14 protein-coding genes and 4 pseudogenes are annotated in these 18985 nt (G+C 62.1%); 8 read left to right on the forward strand and 10 right to left on the reverse strand.

The genetic code is table 11. The features are described 5' to 3' along the window. Positions 1 to 306 precede the first annotated feature (306 nt). Entirely contained in the window at positions 307 to 1104 is a 798-nt protein-coding gene (locus ACJ7Z0_RS10220) for an SDR family NAD(P)-dependent oxidoreductase (protein WP_434789773.1), read from the reverse strand. Positions 1105 to 1283: 179 nt separating this feature from the next. Between ACJ7Z0_RS10220 and ACJ7Z0_RS10225 the strand changes: the two genes are divergently transcribed. Continuing rightward, entirely contained in the window at positions 1284 to 2327 is a 1044-nt protein-coding gene (locus ACJ7Z0_RS10225) for an AraC family transcriptional regulator (RefSeq protein WP_434789774.1), read from the forward strand. 578 nt (positions 2328 to 2905) lie between these two features. Here ACJ7Z0_RS10225 and ACJ7Z0_RS10230 read toward each other — a convergent pair. Continuing rightward, a pseudogene (locus ACJ7Z0_RS10230) lies at positions 2906 to 3166 on the reverse strand (integrase core domain-containing protein); the annotation flags it as partial. A gap of 17 nt (positions 3167 to 3183) precedes the next feature. Further along, positions 3184 to 3432 (reverse strand): annotated as a pseudogene (locus tag ACJ7Z0_RS10235) (transposase); the annotation flags it as partial. A gap of 128 nt (positions 3433 to 3560) precedes the next feature. Between ACJ7Z0_RS10235 and ACJ7Z0_RS10240 the strand changes: the two are divergent. From ACJ7Z0_RS10240 to ACJ7Z0_RS10265, 6 genes and pseudogenes are all read left to right on the forward strand, one after another. After that, positions 3561 to 4343 (forward strand): annotated as a pseudogene (locus ACJ7Z0_RS10240) (IS110 family RNA-guided transposase); the annotation flags it as partial. An 80-nt stretch (positions 4344 to 4423) separates the two neighbouring features. Then, positions 4424 to 4825, forward strand: a complete 402-nt coding sequence (gene tnpA, locus ACJ7Z0_RS10245) for an IS66-like element accessory protein TnpA (protein ID WP_434789775.1) — start codon at positions 4424 to 4426, stop codon at positions 4823 to 4825. Beyond that, complete coding sequence (gene tnpB, locus ACJ7Z0_RS10250) at positions 4822 to 5160, forward strand: IS66 family insertion sequence element accessory protein TnpB (RefSeq protein ID WP_434789776.1); 339 nt, start codon at positions 4822 to 4824, stop codon at positions 5158 to 5160. Before tnpA ends, tnpB begins: the two co-directional genes overlap by 4 nt. Before the next feature lie 81 nt (positions 5161 to 5241). Beyond that, positions 5242 to 6915: an IS66 family transposase gene (tnpC, locus tag ACJ7Z0_RS10255; protein WP_434792643.1), complete on the forward strand. Its 1674-nt coding sequence runs from the start codon at positions 5242 to 5244 to the stop codon at positions 6913 to 6915. Beyond that, on the forward strand, positions 6912 to 7415 hold the full coding sequence (locus ACJ7Z0_RS10260) for a hypothetical protein (RefSeq protein ID WP_434789777.1): 504 nt from the start codon (positions 6912 to 6914) through the stop codon (positions 7413 to 7415). Before tnpC ends, ACJ7Z0_RS10260 begins: the two co-directional genes overlap by 4 nt. Positions 7416 to 7443: 28 nt before the next feature. Then, positions 7444 to 7701 (forward strand): annotated as a pseudogene (locus ACJ7Z0_RS10265) (IS110 family transposase); the annotation flags it as partial. Between the two features lie 322 nt (positions 7702 to 8023). On the opposite strand, the gene ACJ7Z0_RS10270 reads toward ACJ7Z0_RS10265, so the two are convergent. After that, the gene (locus ACJ7Z0_RS10270) at positions 8024 to 8497 is read right to left on the reverse strand and encodes a hypothetical protein (RefSeq protein WP_434789778.1); all 474 of its coding nucleotides are present in this window, start codon (positions 8495 to 8497) and stop codon (positions 8024 to 8026) included. A gap of 86 nt (positions 8498 to 8583) precedes the next feature. Continuing rightward, positions 8584 to 8838, reverse strand: a complete 255-nt coding sequence (locus ACJ7Z0_RS10275) for a hypothetical protein (RefSeq protein ID WP_434789779.1) — start codon at positions 8836 to 8838, stop codon at positions 8584 to 8586. Between the two features lie 402 nt (positions 8839 to 9240). Between ACJ7Z0_RS10275 and ACJ7Z0_RS10280 the strand changes: the two genes are divergently transcribed. Beyond that, on the forward strand, positions 9241 to 9444 hold the full coding sequence (locus ACJ7Z0_RS10280) for a hypothetical protein (protein WP_434789780.1): 204 nt from the start codon (positions 9241 to 9243) through the stop codon (positions 9442 to 9444). A 163-nt stretch (positions 9445 to 9607) separates the two neighbouring features. Here ACJ7Z0_RS10280 and ACJ7Z0_RS10285 read toward each other — a convergent pair whose 3' ends face one another. The 5 genes from ACJ7Z0_RS10285 to ACJ7Z0_RS10305 form a co-directional block, all read right to left on the reverse strand. Continuing rightward, entirely contained in the window at positions 9608 to 12550 is a 2943-nt protein-coding gene (locus ACJ7Z0_RS10285) for a trypsin-like peptidase domain-containing protein (protein ID WP_434789781.1), read from the reverse strand. 154 nt (positions 12551 to 12704) lie between these two features. Beyond that, positions 12705 to 13865, reverse strand: coding sequence for a TnsD family Tn7-like transposition protein (locus ACJ7Z0_RS10290; protein WP_434792644.1), 1161 nt, complete (start codon positions 13863 to 13865; stop codon positions 12705 to 12707). A gap of 2 nt (positions 13866 to 13867) precedes the next feature. Beyond that, positions 13868 to 15595, reverse strand: coding sequence for an ATP-binding protein (locus ACJ7Z0_RS10295; RefSeq protein ID WP_434789782.1), 1728 nt, complete (start codon positions 15593 to 15595; stop codon positions 13868 to 13870). Next, positions 15592 to 17790, reverse strand: a complete 2199-nt coding sequence (locus ACJ7Z0_RS10300) for a TnsB C-terminal domain-containing protein (RefSeq protein ID WP_434789783.1) — start codon at positions 17788 to 17790, stop codon at positions 15592 to 15594. Before ACJ7Z0_RS10300 ends, ACJ7Z0_RS10295 begins: the two co-directional genes overlap by 4 nt. Continuing rightward, the gene (locus ACJ7Z0_RS10305) at positions 17790 to 18623 is read right to left on the reverse strand and encodes a TnsA endonuclease N-terminal domain-containing protein (protein WP_434789784.1); all 834 of its coding nucleotides are present in this window, start codon (positions 18621 to 18623) and stop codon (positions 17790 to 17792) included. Before ACJ7Z0_RS10305 ends, ACJ7Z0_RS10300 begins: the two co-directional genes overlap by 1 nt. Positions 18624 to 18985 lie beyond the last annotated feature (362 nt).

Genomic DNA, 18985 nt, shown 5'->3' on the forward strand with positions numbered 1-18985 from the left:
ATGCGGGATGCTGCGCATGGCTGGACCGCGGGGGATCTCGCCACAGGCGCTTTGAAGGATTGCATTGAATGGCCTTTGGTATCGCGGAGTCACGACAGATTAGTGACTGACCAGCTTTCTCTGGGGTCCGAATCGGCCAGGCATCGGGGTACATTCGGCCACTCACATCTACGGGTTATCCCTGTTCGATGAAACGCGCAAGCGGGTCGGAAAGCGGCTGTATCAATGGCAGTCGGCCGCGATCGGCGGTGAGACCGACCGCGGTCAAGCGGGCCTTGGAAGAGACGGGAGAGGTCGAGAGAGGGCTCAGCCCAGGTCGCGCGAGACGACCCAGGCCGAGATCTTGCCGGTGATCGTCTTGGACACCGAGACGCGTGCCGCCCACGTCACCAACTTGTTGCTGAGGCCTGGCAATACGCCACGCTTGCCCCGGTGCATGGCTTCGTAGCCGATTTTCGCCATGGCCCCGGGGCTGCTGAATCCCAGCCGCGCCATGCGGCGCTCGTCGACTAGTCCAGCGGCCTGGAAGAAGTTGGTCTTTGTCGGGCCAGGGGCCAGATGCGTGCAGGTAACACCGGTGCCGCGCAGATCGAAAGCCGTGGCCTCGGAGAAGCTGATCACGTACGCCTTCGAGGCCGAATATCCTCCTTCGAGGCCATGCGGCACTACGTAGCCCGCGGACGAACTGATGTTGAGGATGCGACCCCGTCGGCGCTGCACCATGGGCCGCACGAAATGAACTGAGAGTTCAGACAGCGTCACAACGTTCAACTCGAGCATCGCCACGAACTGGCCTATTTCGTATTCCTGCACCGGCAGCCCTACGATACCCGCGCCGGCGTTGTTCACGAGGTAGTCGATCTCAACGCCGAGCGCCTCCACCTGCTCGATCAAACGCCCGGCCCCTCCGGGCACCGAGAGGTCCTCCGTAAGTGGATGCACGCGGATGCCGTACTGCTGTTCCAGTTCAGCGGCAAACACCGCAAGCTCGGCGCGGCTCCTCGGGCTCGAACAGACCACGAGGTCAGTGCCGTCGCGGGCAAACAGTCGTGCGAATTCGGCCCCGATGCCTTTGGAGGCGCCGGTGATCAATGCATAGCTCATGGGTGGGTGCTTCTGCCGTTAGATGTACGAGATGTGACGGCGCCAGCGACGAACGCGAGCGCAGGATCCCCCCACCGTACAAGTCGCTGCAGGAGGGAGGGGGGGTAAAATCGGTCACCGCTGTGTCTCAACCGGACTCTGCGAAGCCTCTACTCAAAGTAGCGCAATCGAGCACGCCGATGACCATCAAGCTCACTGCAGATCCCCGATATTCGAAGGCGGATGTGCCGCCGGCCGTGATTCGTTCGACCCTGGAACTCGCGAAACTGCGCGGTCACTCGGCCGAGCGCCTTTGCCGAGGCCTGGGCCTCTCACCCGACGATCTCCAGAACGCCGACATGCGTGTGTCGTATCGGCAGACCAGCCTCCTCATTCGTAGGGTCCAGCAGGCTGTCGGTGACCCGGCGCTTGGCCTGTCAGCGGGGTCGCGCCAAACCATCATCTCGTTGGGCTTGCCGGGTCTGGGAATGCTCACCTGTCGCACGTTGGGCGAGGCGATCGCCTACGCGACAGAACATCAACAGGACGCTGGAGCATTGCTTCACCACAGGCATTTTGTCGAGGGTCAAGCGTTCATCGTGGAAGCCACCCCTCGCCTGTACGATCCTGAACTCGAGCCCTATTTCGTGGAAGAGGCCTTCTCCTGCGATGTGGCGGTAGTGCGAAGTCTCATCGGTCCGCAGTACAACCCGCTTCGGTTGGAACTGAGCTACCCCAAGCCTGCCTACGCAGCGGCATATTCGGCGTTCTTCAAATGCCCGTTGCGGTTCGGCGCGTCGGCGAACCGGCTTGTGAGTGACGCGCGCTGGTTGGAGTACTCCCTCCCCGGGTATGAGGAATTCACCTGCCCGTATTTGCGCGCTCAACTCGAGAGCCTGATGCCACGACGCCAGGAACGCAACGACCTGCTGGAGTCGATATCGACGCACCTGCGCGCCCATCTGGACGAGCCGCGCGCCCTTGAGGAGACGGCGAGCGACCTGAACATCAGTGTGCGCACGTTGCGCCGTCGGCTGGCCGACCTAAACCTGTCGTATCGCAGCCTCGTTGACCAAGCGCGCCACGAACGCGCCTTGGATCTGCTGAAGCGAACGTCACTGACCCATGGCCAGATCGCACTGGCCACGGGGTTCAGCGACGCGAGGAACTTCCGCCGTGCGTTCAAGCGCTGGACAGGTCAGCTGCCGGGTGACGCCCGAGGCGCTCCCAATTCTGTTGTGTGACACGCAACATCTCGGACCCAATGTCGATTCGATGGCCGCTTACCGAGCAGGCATTGAAGCGGTCGCAACGCTCCTCGCGCACGGTGAGCGATCTCAAGCCGCTGTTGAAGGGCGACTGGTCGCGCAGGATTAACAGTCAACGAAACGTTAACTGTCCACCCAGTTCGCCTGAAGCGAGGTCCCTGTCTGCGTTCGCAGTCATGGCCACGCTATGCAACAGGTTGGTGGTCATGTGTGCATCTCCTTGAAATGATCGAGCGGCGCTCCGTGTCGCGCGTGAGTGCTGTAGTTACCCCACCTCGATTCGTTCCTACCGGTCGATCTTCGCTTGAAGTTCCAAGGTTCCGATTCGTCCCAGGTTATCGACTATTTCGCCGAGATCATCGAAACGAACACCCCACGCCGGTCCGATGCCCAGCGAGTACAAAGAAGCGTTGTATCGATCGGGCCTCGCATGACAGACCGTGACTTCACTACGCACCGCCAAGGCCAAAGCCATCCCGACGGCTTGCATTTTTGAGCCCATGTGAACGACCGATATGTTCTTATGATCTTGCCCCCGTATTTCAGGACACGGGCTATTCGCAATGTAGCGCCTGCTCGATGTGAGCCAGACGCTGTTGGGCAGCGCGATGCTGCCTGAACTCCCTGGGTGATTTCATCTTCAATGCCGAGTGCGGATGCACCTCATTGAAGTGCTCGAAGGCTGCGGCCATCTGCGCCATTGCCGTTCTCGCATCGGCAAGGTCCATGCGGCTGACGTAATCGCGCTTGAACGTGTTCACGAAGCTCTCGGCCATGCCGTTGCTCTGGGGACTGCACACGGGCGTGTTGACCGGGCTCGGGCCCAGTTGTCGAGCACGCGCTGTAGCTTGGCGATCTCGGCACGAGCGGCTGCCAGTTCCGAAGCCGGCACCACAGCCTCGCCCGCCGATACAGCCGTCAGCGCCCCTTGCCGCTCCAGCTTGCGCCACTGGAACAGCAGGCTGGCGGCAACGCCTTCCTGACGTGCGACGAGCGACACGCTCATGCCAGGTTCGTAGCTTCGACGAACCAGTGCGGCCTTCTCTGCAAGGGACCAGCGCCTGCGGCGCTGGTCCCTCATGATCACTTCGACGGTATCCGTATTCCTAGTCGTACTCACAGATGGTATGGGCGCCTCCCTCCCAGGCTACTTCCGCACCGGCCTATACGGTGCCAGAGTTGTCCCCCCTAAACGAATCGGAGACCGTCATGGAACGTACGATCATTGCCGTCGACATCGCCAAGAAAATTTTTCAGTTGCACTGGGTTGACCAAGAGACCGGCAGCATCGAGCGTCTCAAATTGAAGCGCAACCAAATGATCGAATGGTTCGCCAACCGTGAGCCGATGCTGGTCGTCATGGAGGCATGCGGCGGAGCTCATGAATGGGGTCGCCAAATGCTGAATTTGGGCCACGATGTCCGATTGTTAGCGCCAAGGAAGGCCCGACCGTTTGTGCAACGAAACAAGACGGATGCCGCAGACGCGCAGGCGATCTGGACCGCCTGCCGCCAGCCCGGGATGCGCTTCGTCGCCGTGAAATCCACTGCGCAGCAAGTAGTTCTAGCGCTGCATCGGATTCGCAGCCAACTGATGAAGACACGGATCATGCAGACCAACGAACTTCGTGGGCTGCTCTATGAGTTTGGCGTTGTCCTGCCGGAAGGCCACAAGGCTTTGCTCAAAGAACTGCCGACCGCACTTCACCAGGCGGAGGAGCGGCTGCCGTCCATGCTCATCGAAAGTTTGCACGAGCAGATTCGTCGCATCAACCAGCTTCAGTCTGATATTGTCCTCATCGAGCGCCGCTTGGCACAGCAGCTAAAAGAGAGTTCGGCATGCAAGGCAGTCGCCGAGATCCCCGGGGTGGGCTTGATGACCGCAACAGCAGTCGTCGCCGCCATGGGCTCACCAACTTCCTTCACCGATGCTCGCGAGTTCGCAGCCTGGATCGGCTTGGTACCGAGGCAGACCGGCACCGGCGGACGCATAGTGAGCGTCCAGTCCGACCATCTTGAAAGCCTGCTCGGAGCATAGGAGCCTAGTCCCCATCAACAACTCTTGGTGGACACGTGAGCACTATCCCCGATCAACAAGCCGGCACACGCCGGCGACGTCGCATTCACAGCGACGAATTCAAGGCAAACGCAGTGGCCAGCTGCATGCAGCCGGGCATGTCGATGGCGGCCGTGGCGATGGCCCAAGGCGTCAACGCGAATCTGCTGCGCCGATGGGTTCGCGACGCAGAGATGAACTCGGGAACCACCGTCGTCAGCGCGACCACCGCCGAGGCCCCGAAGGCGCAAGAAGCCAAGACAGTGTTCGTCCCGGTCAGCTTGCCGCCACCAGGGCAGCCGGCTCATGTCCCGGACGTTCGCATCGAGCTGCGACGTGGGCCGATAGCGGTTACCGTGACCTGGCCGGCGAGTGCCGCCAGCGAGTGCGCGGCCTGGATGCGCGAGCTGCTTCGATGATCCGCATCGACGCGATGTGGCTGGCCGCAGACCCTATCGACATGCGCGCCGGCGCCGAGCGCCTGTTGGCGCGCGTTGTGCAAGTCTTCGGCGCAGCGCAGGCGCACCATGGCTACCTGTTCGCGAATGCCCGCGGCACGCGCGTCAAGCTGCTGGTGCACGACGGCTTCGGCGTGTGGTGCGCGGCGCGCCGGCTCAACGCGGGGCGCTTCGTCTGGCCGGGCACGACCCACACGACGCCCTTGCTGTCGCTCACACCTGCGCAGTTCGACGCCTTGGTCCTGGGCCTGCCGTGGCAGCGCCTTCCTGAGCTGAGCATCATCACGCGGGCCTGAGGCCCAGACACAACCGCCCTTGCATGCGTGACAGTGGATGTGCCGATGGCGTCATCGTCGTGGTCTGGCACCATGCAACGCATGCTTGGCGTGCGTGATCTTCCTGCAGCGAATCCTTCGGGACTGTCCGCCGAGACAGCTACGCTGGTTGCTCAGCTGCTCCAGCGGGTGCAAGACCAGGAGCAACAGCTGGCCGAGCGCGACGCGCTGCTGCAGCGCAAGGACCGCGAGATCGCACTGCGCGAGGCCAAGATCGAGAAGATCACCTTCGAGCTGGCCAGGCTCAAGCGCTGGAAGTTCGGCGCCAAGTCCGAGGCCATGAACGCCGAGCAGCGCCGCCTGTTCGAGGAGACGCTGGCCGAGGACGAGGCGGGCCTGCGCGAGCAGCTGGAGCGGCTTCGGCGTGAAGCCGCCGCGGCCGCGGCCGGCGCAGCTGCCTCGGACACAACGACCAAGGCGCCCCCGCGCCGGCCGCGCCGCAACCCGTTCCCCGATCACTTGCGCCGTGTGGAACACCACCATGAGCCCGAGCGCACCGACTGCCTGGAGCCCGGTTGCGGGCGCCCGATGACGCGCATCGGCCAGGAGGTCAGCGAGCGCCTGGACATCGTGCCGGCCGAGTTCTTCGTGCACCGTCACATCTACGGCAAGTGGGCCTGCCGCTGCTGCCAGGTGCTGCGCCAGGCGCCCAGCGTGGCGGAAGTCATCGAAGGCGGTATCGCTGCCAGTGGCTTCGTCGCGCACACGCTGATCAGCCGCTTCGTGGACCACATGCCGTACTACCGGCAAGCGACCATCAACGCCCGCAGCGGCGTGCACACACCGCGCTCGACGCTGGCGTCCATCACCGGCCAGGCAGGTGCAGCGCTGGAGCCGCTGCACGAGGCGCACAGGCGCTTCATCCTCAGCTGCGCGGTGCTGCACGCCGATGAGACCCCAGTGGCCCTGCTGGACCCGGGCGCGGGCAAGACGCGCCGAGCCTACGTCTGGGCCTACGCCAGAAGCTGGCACGACAAGGTGCCTGGTGTGATCTACGAGTTCTGCCCGGGACGCGGGGCGCAGTACCCGCTGGCATTCCTGGGAGGCCGAGGGAGACACGGCCGACGATGGTCGGGCACGTTGCTGACCGACCGCTACGGCGCCTACGAGACCGTGGTCGATCCCCGGCTGTATCCGGACCGCCTGGGCGCAGCCTGCGCCGCGCACGCGCGCCGCAACTTCGAAGAGTTGACGCACGACGGCACCAGCGTGGTGGGCCTGGAGGCGGTGCGTCGCTTCGCGCGCATCTACGGGGTCGAGGCACAGTTCAAAGAGCTCAGCGATGACGAGCGCCGGGCGCAACGCCAGCAGCTCGCCAGGCCGCTGTGGGAAGAGCTCAAGCACTGGCTACAACTGGAGCGCCGGCTGGTAGCCGACGGCGGCCCGACGGCCAAGGCCATCGACTACACGCTGGGGCACTGGGCCGCGCTGACGCGTCACTTGGACGACGGCGCGGTCGCCATCGACAACAACCACCTCGAGCGCCAAATCAAGCCGTGGGCGATGGGCCGCAAGGCATGGATGTTCGTGGGCAGTGAACTCGCTGGCCAACGCGCCGCCATCGTGATGAGCCTGGTGCAGTCGGCGCGCCTGAACGGCCATGACCCCTGGGCCTACCTGCGCGACGTGTTGCAGCGCCTGCCGACGCAGCGCGCCAGCCAGATCGAGGACTTGCTGCCGCACCGATGGCAGCCAGCGTCCGACGCGCGACCATGACCTTGCTCACGCAGGCCGTGATGGTCCGGGCGAACATCGACGTCGACCGCATGAGCGCGCAACAAAAGGTTGAGCTGGCTGACGAAATCTACGTCCAGCAGCCCAACCTGCTGGCCTCCATCCTCGTGTTGCCGCGCTACGGTGTCGACATGCTGCAGCTTGAGGTGCCGATCCACGTTCTGCTGGTCGCCTTCCAGGCCATGAAGCACTGCGGGCACGCCGTGCCGACGATCTCTGAAGACGTCCAGGAAACCTGCTTGCAGCGGCTGACGGCGACGATGCAGTTCACCGAGGGCGTGCCGCCAGACCTCGTTGCGCAGATGATCACGAAGTTCTGCGTCGACCACCCCGAGCGCTACTTGTTGGCGTTCGTGTACGGCCACCTTGGCCAGCACGACCTGCTGCGCGTGAGAACTGACGCCGAGAAGTTCTTGCTGCTGGCCGCCCTCAACCTCGTGGAGTGCATTGCCTACGTCGGAGCGCAGTTGCAGTCCAAGTGACCCGCGTGGGGCCGGTCAAGATGGGATGACTGGACGCTCACGACGCATACGGCAATTGGGCATCAGCAAGCGAGGCGACGGACATTTGCGAACGCTGTTGATGCATGGCGCTCGAGCCATCGTCAGATCTGAACGGGCGACAACCTGGGGCTGGTTAGCGGGGCTACTCGCACGGAGGCCTTATTGCGTCGTGGTCGCTGCGGTGGCAAACAAGATCGCGCGAACTATCTGGGCCGTCCTGGCCAAGGGGCAGCCCTGGCGGCAAACGGCTTGGCAGACGTCGTGATGCCAAGTTGAGCTGACGAACCAAAGGTTAGGAGAGCAAGTGACGCGACATGCGTGATGGGTCATACAGGTAAGACCGGGACGGGACCATTCCGGTAGGAGTAGTGAGCTTCGAGCTCGACTCACAGATGGGAAGCTCCGTCAGCGAATGCCATCAGGGCCCGCAGGCAATTCAGCCTGCAATGCAGGCCGAATATAAGACTGCAGCCTGCTCATCGACCACGCGCGAGTCCGTTCTTGCAATCCGGGAGGCGCCCATATAAGTCCTACTCCTATCTTTAAAGATAAGCGATAGACCGTGTCCTGTCATTCAAGGGGCCAGCTCACTTACCCGCCTGGGCATCCACCTTCTCGATCACGATCCGCAGTATCTGCTGGTAATGCAACGTCGAGGCCTCCACCGAATTGGCGTCGTCGAGTACCTCCACCTTTGCGCCGACGCCTTGCTCGTGGCCCGACATTTCATCGAGCAGACTGGAGATTACCTTCCGCTGCATTTCAAGACGAAAGCTTCGCCGAGGCTCAGGGGGACTGCCAAGAATCCAGAAAATGAAGTTATCGGGGTCTGCCAGTGGCTGGTCCGTCAATCGCTGAAGGCATCTACTCAGACGCTCAGTCCTGTACGGAGGAACAGCAATGATGAATTCCTCGCGATTCTCATTGCTCTTTCCGGGGTAAAGCTCGTTGGTCTCGACTTCCGCTACGCCGTACTCATGAACCGAGCTCTCATCGCCAGGACGGCATGCCGTGAGCACCAAACTTTCGCTGTCATTTGCGTATTGCGCGCTCGTCGGCAAGGTCAGTAGCTGGTGGGCTTGAGGTCTGGTGCGAGCAGAAATGCGGCCGCCATCACGACGCGCTCCGCTGCGGCGAGCAAACTTCTTCAGTGCGATGCCATGACGTTGACCTGATAGGACACGTCCAGCAGTTTTCCTTTTTGCGCGTAGTAGCGATCGAGTCGCCATTCCTTCAGGATGTCCATCGCAAGGGAGAAAGTCCCAAGTTTCAGCACATAGAGACTCGTGAGAGGAAAATCGACTTCGGATTCCAGGGCCAGGACCAGGCGGGCGAGGGTCCGGGACTCTTCGCTGCTGGGGTCGGCGGTGATGATCCGGCGGGCTTCTTTGATTGCGTTCATGCTATTCCTCTTGAAGAACAGATAAAGGGCGGCTGTCACAGCCTCGAAACGCAGTGCTGGCCTACTCGGCGCCATGTAGGTAGTTTTTCTTGCTTTTTCAGGCGAGGAGTGCCAAGGTTCTCCGGTCAGCGCCGCAGTCTAGCACCGGCCACTTTGTCAAGGCACGTGTTTTGCAGGCTTGAAGGCTCATGCGCCATTCGTTCGTATACCGTGGGGTTCGGGTTGACGTGTCGCTCCAGAAGCAGGGCGATGCGTGTCGCTGGAGTTGCGAACTGGGCGATGGGTCAAGGCTTCGAGCTGCAGGCGGTGGCTCAAGCTCGTCGATCATCGAAGAGTTGCACTTGGCATGCGTAGCGGCGCGTCGGGAGATCGATCGGCGCAGCCGTATTTTGGCGCCCCACCATGAGTGATTCCGTTCTGAGCCTTCAGGTCCAGCGAGTGACTTTCAGCAACAGATTTGTCTGGATGATTCTGGAGCGCGGGGCCGAAGATGAGGCCGTCGAGATTGCGGCCTCCTTGTGGACCTATGACAAGCCCTCCGAGGCATATGAAGCGGGCGCGACCGTCTTGCAAAAGTCGGAACGGTGCAATCCGCAGCGTACGTAGTCGGCCGTCCAACCTGGACAATCCGACGCGGGCTGAGTGAGAAAGATCAGCACGGGGGGCGCCAGTTGTGGGAAAGCAGTTCGTCGATGCGGCTGTTCGGGCGGGCTTTGCGACGCTCGCGCACTGCGCGACCAAGGATTCCCAGAATGGGTGGTCGGACGCGCTACGCGCCCTCGAGCCAGGCCTTCCACTCGAACGGTTGGAATCCTTCCTCAGGACTCACCTCGTCCGCGGTGCGCAGTTCGCTATTGCGCCAGTGCCGGCGGCTCAGCGGTTCCGCCACGTTCTCCCAGTCATGCACGAACAAGCCTGTGAAGTACTGTGCCAGCGGCTCGTCGTCGAACAGCAAGCTGGCATCTCGATTGGTTGTCGCGCCCATGTTGGTCAAGTTGTGGCTGCCCAGCATGACCCGCTTGCCGTCGATGATCAGTCCTTTGGTATGACAGCCCCTCTGGATCCTGATGCGCTTGGCGTCGAAGCCGTAGTCCTTCAGCGCCTCGAACATCACCCGACCGCCTGTCGGATCCCGGTCTTGCAGTCGGAAGATGAGGCGCACGTCTAGGCCGCGGCGTTGTTTGCTGAGCAGCGTGTTCCAGAACTCGATGTAGCGCCCGTCGGCCTGCTGTGGCGGCACCGACAGGCTTTGGTTCTGCACGAGAATCGATTTGCGCGCCGCCTTGATCGCCGGGATGGCGATGTCGAGGTAGTTGTCGGGCGTGAGGATTGGCTGCACCGTGAACTGGCGCGTCTCGTCGAACGGGGCGAAATAAGTCACTGCGGCCAAACCCTCTTCCGCACGCGGCACCGTGCCTCCGACGAACCAGAGTTCCGGCAGCCCCGCGAACTCTTCCGGGCGTGTGTCGCGATTCGCGTCGAAATCGCCGCGCACCGCTGTCTGGTAGGTCTGCGCGAGGCCGGGATGCTCGATGACGGCGTGCCATTCCCGGTTGTTTTCATCGAGCAGTTCACGCAGTGCGGCAATGTCGTTAACCGGGTCCGCATCGGGCTGGCTGGAGCCTTTCCAGTTGCCACTCGAGAGCCATAGCGCCTCGTCATCTCGGATCAGTACCTTGATGTGATAGTCGTGATTAACCCATCCGCGCACCGAACCGAGCTTGACCCAGGCCACACGAAGCTTGTCCCCGAGCGCGTTGCGCAGGTCGCGCACCATCGCGTCGGAGTCGCGCACGGTCGGCGCGTTACGGATGCTTCCCCGTGCTGAATCGAGCACCAGGGTCAGTTCCTCGAACTGCGGAGCCTGGGCAGTCTCCGTGAGAGCCAGCCGAATATGGTCGGCAGTGAATTCGTACATTGCCCCGACCAATCGCGTCCGGGCAGCCTGGATGAACTCCCGCAGCACGGGCCAGCCCGCGTCGGGGCTCACATGAGCCTTGACACGCATGGTGTCGGTGACCGATGCCAGGTCCAAATCCGGCGGTGGCACGTAGGTAATCTCTTCTGGCGTGACCCGGGCCGCCAGCAGGGCTTCCGTACGCGCTGGCCCGACACTCATGCGCAGGAAGTCTTCGACGCTGGGCCCCATGACTTCCACTGGGTACCCCTCGAAGGTGCGAGGCAGCTCTGTCACGCCAGCGGCCATCAGTTCCGCCGTCGTGCGTTTGCGCCGCACGGTTGCGACCAGTGCACGCTGGTCGGTGATGCCGCTTTCGTCGAACACCCAGCCCGCACGGACCCCGATCACGTCGTTGCGACCTGCCATCAGGGCCTCCTTGGCGCGCGCCAGGACCGAGGCCAAGTCGGTTGCTGCGGGCGCTACAGGAAGCGCCGACGAGGGAGCGGGCACGACAGCAAGTCCCGCTGGCCCATCAGGAACTGCGGCTCTGGCGTTCGCCGCGATGTCGCCGAGTGCGACAGACACCCGCAGCGGAATGGTCCAGGTGGCGGTGCCATCCGATGCGACCTCGGCGCGCAAACCGAGCGGGTCTGTTGATGGATCTGCCAAACGTCTGTAGACCGGTGCGGCTGCCGGCGTTGCGAACAAGGCAGCCGCAGGCGGGGTCGTGACGGGTGCGGCCAGCGCCTCACGCCTGTCGAGGACGGAGGGAACGTCCGGTGCCACGAGCTCATCGAGGTAGTCGCCGGCCCCTTGCGCCGGCCCGGGATTGCGCCACCATGCGAGCAGACGCGGCACACGCGTGCCCTCATTGGCCAGCCAGCGAATGCGGTCTTCGGGCATGCCGTTGCGCCACACGGAGCCATCGACAGCGAGAATCTGGCCCGCATCATTGGTGGCCCACACGCCGGCCCGATGCAGCGCCACGACCTGCCACTGATCGTTGTAGACGGGAGCACCGGACGAACCTGGCGCGGTGTCGGTCCGATAGTGCAGGAAGTCACCCGGTTTTTCGATGACCTCGTTCTGCCGAAACGCGATCTGTTTGGGCTGACCCGAAGGATGCTGAATGATGTTGGAGAACTGCCCCTTGGCGATCAACGTTTCGTCGTCATCGACCAGGCGGTTGTAGCCGATCGATGCCAGCTTGTGGTCATCCGTGGCCGTCTCCGACACTGCGACCAGCGCGAAGTCCAGGGTCTGGTCGGACAGGAAGAATCGCTGCGGCTCCAGCCTGAACACGTGCCCAGGCCGTGGCGCACCATCGCCCAGTTGAGTCTGGTAGCCAAACTCGGCGATCGACACGCGGGCGATGTCCGCCGTCTTCAGCACGTGCCAATTCGTCAGCAATAGACGCGGTGAGACCAGGAAGCCGGTGCCGTAGCCGAGCAGTGCGCCGCTTGAACCGTTGACACGCACGCGCGCCACCGTGCCCGCCACGCGCAGCGCTGCCTCGAGAAACACTATCTCCATCAGATCACTCGAGCCGAGGATGCGCTCGGCGCGAGTATCGGGCGGCAGGGAAAGGCCATCCGCCACTGAAGGCACCGCTGCGGCCATGGCGCTGAAGGCCTTGCCATCGGCGCTCGGCTGCAGTCCGCGCGCAGCCCAGAACGGCGAGGACGCCTCGGCGCCGACCGGCGATCGCGTGGCATCTCCCTTCGCGCTGTGGTCGCGCGCCGGCAGCTTGTCCCCGCCGTAGGTCTTCCAGCGCCGCTCGATATCGGCAACGATGTCGCGGTCGATCAGCATGCGTTCCTCCGTCATTCGGGTTTCCGGCCAAGCTGGCCGTAGTTCGTAGCATGGCGCAAAGTTCATGACATCGTCATGAAACCCTCGGCGTATGACTGAGCGCCGGTGACGATCGCAGGGTCGAGGCCACCGAAGAACATCCGCACCTACCTGTCTAAGTTGCCGGTAGCGGTTCCAGTTCCTTGGCAACGGGCGCATGGAACAGAAGCAGGGTCGGTTTTCCGGTGGTCCCCGTGGCCTCATCAAAGGAACGCGTGTAACTGTAGCCACAATCACAGGTGAAAACAGCCATGCGCCGAGCATTGCGCAACTGGTGCCAGGTGAACGTCGTGATCGGCAAGCGCTCCTCGACGGGACAGACCTCGCTACCGCACACCCAGGGCCCAGGTCCGAACGGCGATCGGTGCTGATCTCGTTGCTCAAGGAAATCCTGCAGCAGCACGTGATAGAGCGGATGAACAGAGCGCCGATCGTTTCGCACCATGTGAGTCAGCCAGTTTCCGCGAAGCGTCTCTCCGTCCATGACGTCCGGCAATAGTTCCAGCGCACGACCATAGAACTGGCGCAAACTGGCGTTCAGCAACTTCTGGTCGATCATCAACGCGGACCTTGAAAGATCCGTTTCATGCAGCAGTTGGAAGTAATGAGCGCGCCACTCCTTCAACGTGCGTGCCGGTGGCGGCTCGTCCAGCAGACGCTTGCTCAGCAACGCCAGCCGCTCCAAGTGCGGCATCACATCCCAGTGGCCAGGAGGCACGATCGGCTCCGCCTCGACCGGGCATGTGCTCCATGAAGCCGGCTGAAAGAAATGGGACTGGCGCCTTTGCGCACTCAGGCAGAGACTTGTGCGATGCCGATGGCACATGAGCACACCGGGAAGTTGGTGCTCCCGCAGCCAGTAGAGCTCCCCATAGTTCTCATACATCTCTGCGGCACAGTTCGGACAGTAACGTAGCTCCCCGACGCGACCCACGGCGTACGCTTGCAATCCCGAGAGGGCTTGAATCGTATTGAGGCGTCCCGTTTTCATCCCCTTCCTCAGCGCTTCGCGCATCTTTGGCGGCTCGAAGGCCGTGAAGTAGGGGAACAGGGTCAGTTCGTCGATCACCCGGTCTGCTTCCACGGCGTGAAAGGGCACGTGCATCGCGAGTTGATCGAGGTGCCCCGGCAGATCGAGCACCGCCCTGGCGCTCTTCCGACCAAAAACCATCTCCATGAAGAGTCTGGGTTTTGGTTGTCCCAGGTGAACCCACGAGCGAGCCAGCACGCTGTAGAGGATCTCGCCAGGATAGGGTTTCGGAAAATACGCCAGCACGATCAACGCGCCTGCTGCTGCTGCAGATCGAGCACAGGGGACACGACGACCCTCGACTCGCACAGGGCTTGGTAGGGAGAGAGGGCTCGAGTCGCCCCTTGCGCGACGATGTAGCGCAGATCGGTGGGCTGCAGTTCCTGCGGTTGAGGGGACTCGTGATCCTTTTCGGAGACCTTCTCCTTGTTGCTAACCGACTTCAATTTGGTACTCTTCACCTTGGCGGTCGCCTTGGCTGCCCGGGTGCTTTGGCCCCCCGCTTCCGTCTTCGCCTTTTCTGGTGTGCCCACCTCGATCTGCTGGGCGACCCGCTTCAGCAGATCCAACGGATTGGCCCCCTCGACCTCTGCGCCCAGGCTCTCGACCAGAACCTTTGCAATGTCTTCGGAGACTCCGAACGCCTGAAGCGCGCTCACCATCTTCTGAGCCGGCGTCTCGGGTCCAGTCGCTGCGGGCTTGACCTGGTCTGATGCCGGTTGCACCCCCACGACCAGCGATGACGAAGCGGCCGATTGCAATACCCCGCCCACGTATATCTGAAACGTTTGAAGATCGTCGTACTTCACCAGTGCCTTGCTGTCCTTCAGACGAAGCGCCTGGATCATCGGTGCGACCAACCAGAAATCCTCCCTGGCAACACGCCGGATGAGATTGGGCGTAATGATCTCCTTCGAGTCGGGGCGCGTCTCGCCGATCGAGATCAGACGCATTTGCGCAAGCATGAACATCTTGACCACCAGGTCGGTCACGCCTTGCGATTCATCGTGGAGCACGTTGCTGAGGTCCTGCGTCAGCGGCGTCGCATTGCGCGTCCACTGGAACGTCCACATCTTCTGCAGAAAGTACTCCCACACCTCATCCTTGGGCATCGGATCCCAATGCAAGGCGCCAAGGCCGCTGGAGCGGCGCCCCTGCCTGAAATTGCCCTGCAGAACCTGGACGGCACTGGGCGTGCCGATCAACTCGACGGGAATGCCGATCGTGTTGACCAGCTTCACCAGGAAGCTGAGCACCTCTTCGCCGGCACCGGAGCGCGCGTGCTTCAGATGCTGGATTTCATCGATCACCAGAAGGCCGATCCCGTGAAGCGTGGCAACCTGCGCCATGTGCACGACCATCTCGTCCTCACCACCCTTGCCGTAGAGCTTGAAGTATTTCGTGCCGAGCAACTGGTCCACGGCGGTGAAGAAATCGATGCACAGTTGCTTAGGCCCCCCTTTCTGAGGACTTTCCAGCTTGAGCCATACCAACTGGACCATGTTCAGTTCGGGATGAACAATGATCTGCGGGTACTGCAGGAGAACCTGCTCTTCCGCGCGCGTCTTTCCCACGCCCGAACACCCCGTCAACGCAAAGCTCAGCGCGGTCGGGTGGAAGAAAGGAATGACGTTGCTTGCCTCGATGTCTTCGATGGCACTGCGAACCCCTCCGGCCAGACGAGCAGCGTAGCCCTGTGCTGCCGGATTGCGCCCCATGTACCCCTGCCGGATCATCATGTCCAGCCGCTCTGCCAGCCGGATCTGCCGGTCCATGGGTTCGAAGTACCGCAGCAACCGCATGACGCAGTGCTTTCTCAGTTTCGCGGGGTAGTTACGCTCCCTTGGATCAAAGATCACATTGCCGCGCAGGACCGCGGCCCATTCCTGCATGGAGAGGATCGGCGGCAGCTTTGCGATGAACGGATTCCCCTCGTACTCGGGGAGATTGGCGGCTTCAAAATTGAACTGGGTCATTTGGCAACTCCGATTTGCATGATTTCAAGAATGCTCGGCTCGGCGTCTTCCTGTTGCGCCGGGGTGGGGAATTGGAGGACTTCGCCTCCGTTGGATGGGGGCCGCTTGGCAGGTGATGCAACTGCGTGCGCCGTCCCGTCGGAAGGGGTGAACACTTCGTCGCTTCGACGCTCCTGCTTTTCTTCGGCACGATTCGTACGAATCTGGGCCACCCGGGCGCGATTGCTCTCCGTCGAAGGTGCTCCCGCCTGTGCCTGCGCATCGGCAATGGTCTCGTCGATCAGAGTCACGAGCGCCGAGTCTGCGAGTTGCTGATTCGCGCGATGGTTGGCCGAAGCGTTCTTCGCGGACTCGCCCTGCTCGCCGATTTCCCATTCGGAGAGCCCCAGGAACGCTCGGCTGCGCGGTGTGAAGGTGCACACATCGAACTTCTTTTCGTCGTTGCGATGCAGATAGATGCGCTCCATGCAGCGCGAGTCGTAGGACACCTTGGCCGACCAACGCCCCTCCTGCCGGGCCCGGTCGAACCAATGTTCGGCCATCGCCCGTTCGCAGGTGTAGTGCTGCCCGCGAAAAAGAACCCCTTCCTTCGTGACGCTCGCGGAACCGGTCGGCATGAGGGCGAACTTGACGAGGTCCTCGGGGTACTGACGCAACTGCCCGCTGCGGTTCGCGATGCCCCATTCCCACAGATCGCAGGGCACCGGCAAGACCTCATCCTCGACGACCCCGCGATCGGCGTCGTAGTCCTTCAGTTCGTGATGGTTGTTGAAGTAGAGGACGCAGCCGATGATGATCTTGGTGAACTGATCCAGATCGAGCGTCGCGTCCAACCGGTAGTCGCTGCCGCCGCGGGCACGGAAGTCTTTCTTCACGTACCCCGGGGTATATGGCTTGAACTTCGCGGGCAATAACCGAAAGCGGGTTTCGACGACGCCCTTCCAGTCGGCCCGGTAGGGCGCCGTGTTTTCCACGATCACTCCGAACATGGCCTGGAGCATTTCCACCTTCTCGCTCTCCAACTCGCCACGATCTCCGAGAAGGAATGTGCAAAGGTGTCGGCACGGCCAGTCTTCGGGGTTGATTTCCAGACCGTATTGGGCACAGAAGGCGACCTTGTCCGTAGCGGTGTTCGCCAAGGCCATCATCGCGCCCACCCAGGATGGCCCCTCCAGACCGATGTAAATACCCACTATCATGCGTGAGAAGACATCGATCACCACGTAGACGACGGGTCGACCTACGATCTTCTTGCGGTTGAGCCGCGACACGATGTAGACGTCGGCGATGGTGGCATCGATCGCATAGCGCGCGCCAGGCCCCCACACGCCCTGCGTTGCCGTCCCGATGTAGCCGCGCATGTCCTTGTCGTAGATCTTGGCGCCTACGCGCCGCCGCCTTATGTCGAAGCGGTCGAGCTCCTTGTAGAACCAGAACTTGAACTGATCGAGCGTGGGGCGCAGCCATTCGCCGGACTTTGCGTCGAGTGTTCGGCCGACGCTTTCCTCGCGCTGTGTCTCCTCATTCCTGACGCGGCGCGTGAAGAACCTCGCCACCATGTCGTCATAAACGCCCTTGATGGTGAATCCGTTCTCACTGGTATAGACGCCCACGGCCACCGCAAATATTTTGCGCATTGCCTTCGAGACGTTGGTGCCAACCTCGGTGCCGTACTTGCGCGGCCGCCCCCGCTTCACCCCTTCCGTGTAGTTACGCTCCTTCCCCTTGGCCCCGCAGTTGGGGAAGTCCGGCAGCAAGGCATTCTTGACTTGACCGCGCTGCCAGTAGCGGCGAAGGTTGTCGTAGATCGCCTGCTTGCTGCCTCCCTTGCTCTCGATGTGCAGCGTGATCTCCCGAGAACGCCGCTGCGGATGGAATATCTCCGGCAGCATGACCACCATCGTCGCTATGGAGTTCCAGGCCGCGTCGCGCACGCGAACTTGCGAATCGCTCGGCGAGGCTGTCGACGTGACAGGCAAGAATGGGTCCTCTTCTGGCTTCAGAAGAAGCGCCCGGCCTGCCAGTACGTCATCGGAGAGCTCTTCCGATTCGCGGATCGTAGGAAATGCATGTCGATCATCGATGTCGACCACGAACCAGACCCTGTTGGACGGATGCAGCCAGAGCAATCGCAGCCGCTGTGGCTTATCTGGGTCCGCGCCTGAATACACCAGGACCGTGTTGACGAATAGCATCAGGCGGCCCTCCGCAGATTCATCGAAGCCGCAACTTTGTCATCCGCCAACCAGAAGACGCCCGCGGACTCCTTGATATCGAACGGGCGATCAAGGTCATAGACCAGGCGCTTGTTCGACGCAAGGTGACGCAGCGCGGTCAGCGCCTCGCCCACCTCAAATCCGCAGTCGTTCTGAAGCTGCTGGCACAACCACTGCATGCTTGCGCCCTGCGTACGCGCCAGAGCGTGAATGAACTGCTGGCACCTGTCGCGCCAATAGTCCGGATGAGGCGTGACCAGGTGCTCCAGGCTTCGCATCTCCGCGAGCCACTCAAGGTTGCCTACGCGCACGGCGGGAATTTCACGCTCGGTGATCAGGGCCCACGGCGCTCCTTGCATTTCCCAGTAACGTGACTCGATCTCGAGCTTCTCGATCACGCGCGCACTGTCGTTGAGCTCTTTCGTGGTCTTGGCCGCCCGCGGCAAGAGCCGCTTTGCCGCATCCTTGCCGTAGGTCACGACAACGTCGGTGGTCATGACGATGTCAACGCCGGTTTTTGGGTCCTGGGGATGCTTGACCCCCATGCTCGCGGCGATCTGCCGCGTCACTTCGCGATCGAGCGGAAATTGCTCGCGCAAGTCGCTCACGTTATCGTCCCAGTCGTAGATCAAGATCAGCGCTCGCTCGATCTTGGACAGCGTGTGATGCAGCCGCCCGGTCTTGCGGCCGGGAACTCGCGACGACAAGCCGTTGGAAGGCACATCGTGGATGGTGAGGAAGGGTTTGTAGTCAGCCCCTTCGCCTTGACCTCGCCCCTCTTCGATGAACCTGGCGATCTTGTCTTCGTCCATCGCGTATCGGTGCTTAGCCAAGATGCACCTCCATTGCGGCTGGCCAACGGCGACTGCGTTGGGATGAGGTCGCAACTGAAGAGCCTGCCGAGCTTGGCGAGGCACATGACTTCCACTGGGACGACAGTGGATCGGATATGGAATGGTTCATTAACTTCCTCTTTGCAAAACGCCCTTTCGGGCCCATTTGCACGGGAAGCCCCTCGGCGACTGTCCGTCCGGCGCGCGGACGCGCACACCGCTGCTGTTGCAGCGGCGATACGCATTGCGCGACCAGGAACGACAGATCGCGACCAAATTGAAGACGTGCGTCTCCCCAGCGCGAAAGGTCTTGAAACCTCGCGCCAGCGGCAGTAAAGTCA

This window comes from Variovorax palleresanus, from assembly GCF_051144945.1.
Taxonomy (GTDB): Bacteria; Pseudomonadota; Gammaproteobacteria; order Burkholderiales; family Burkholderiaceae_C; genus Variovorax; species Variovorax paradoxus_S.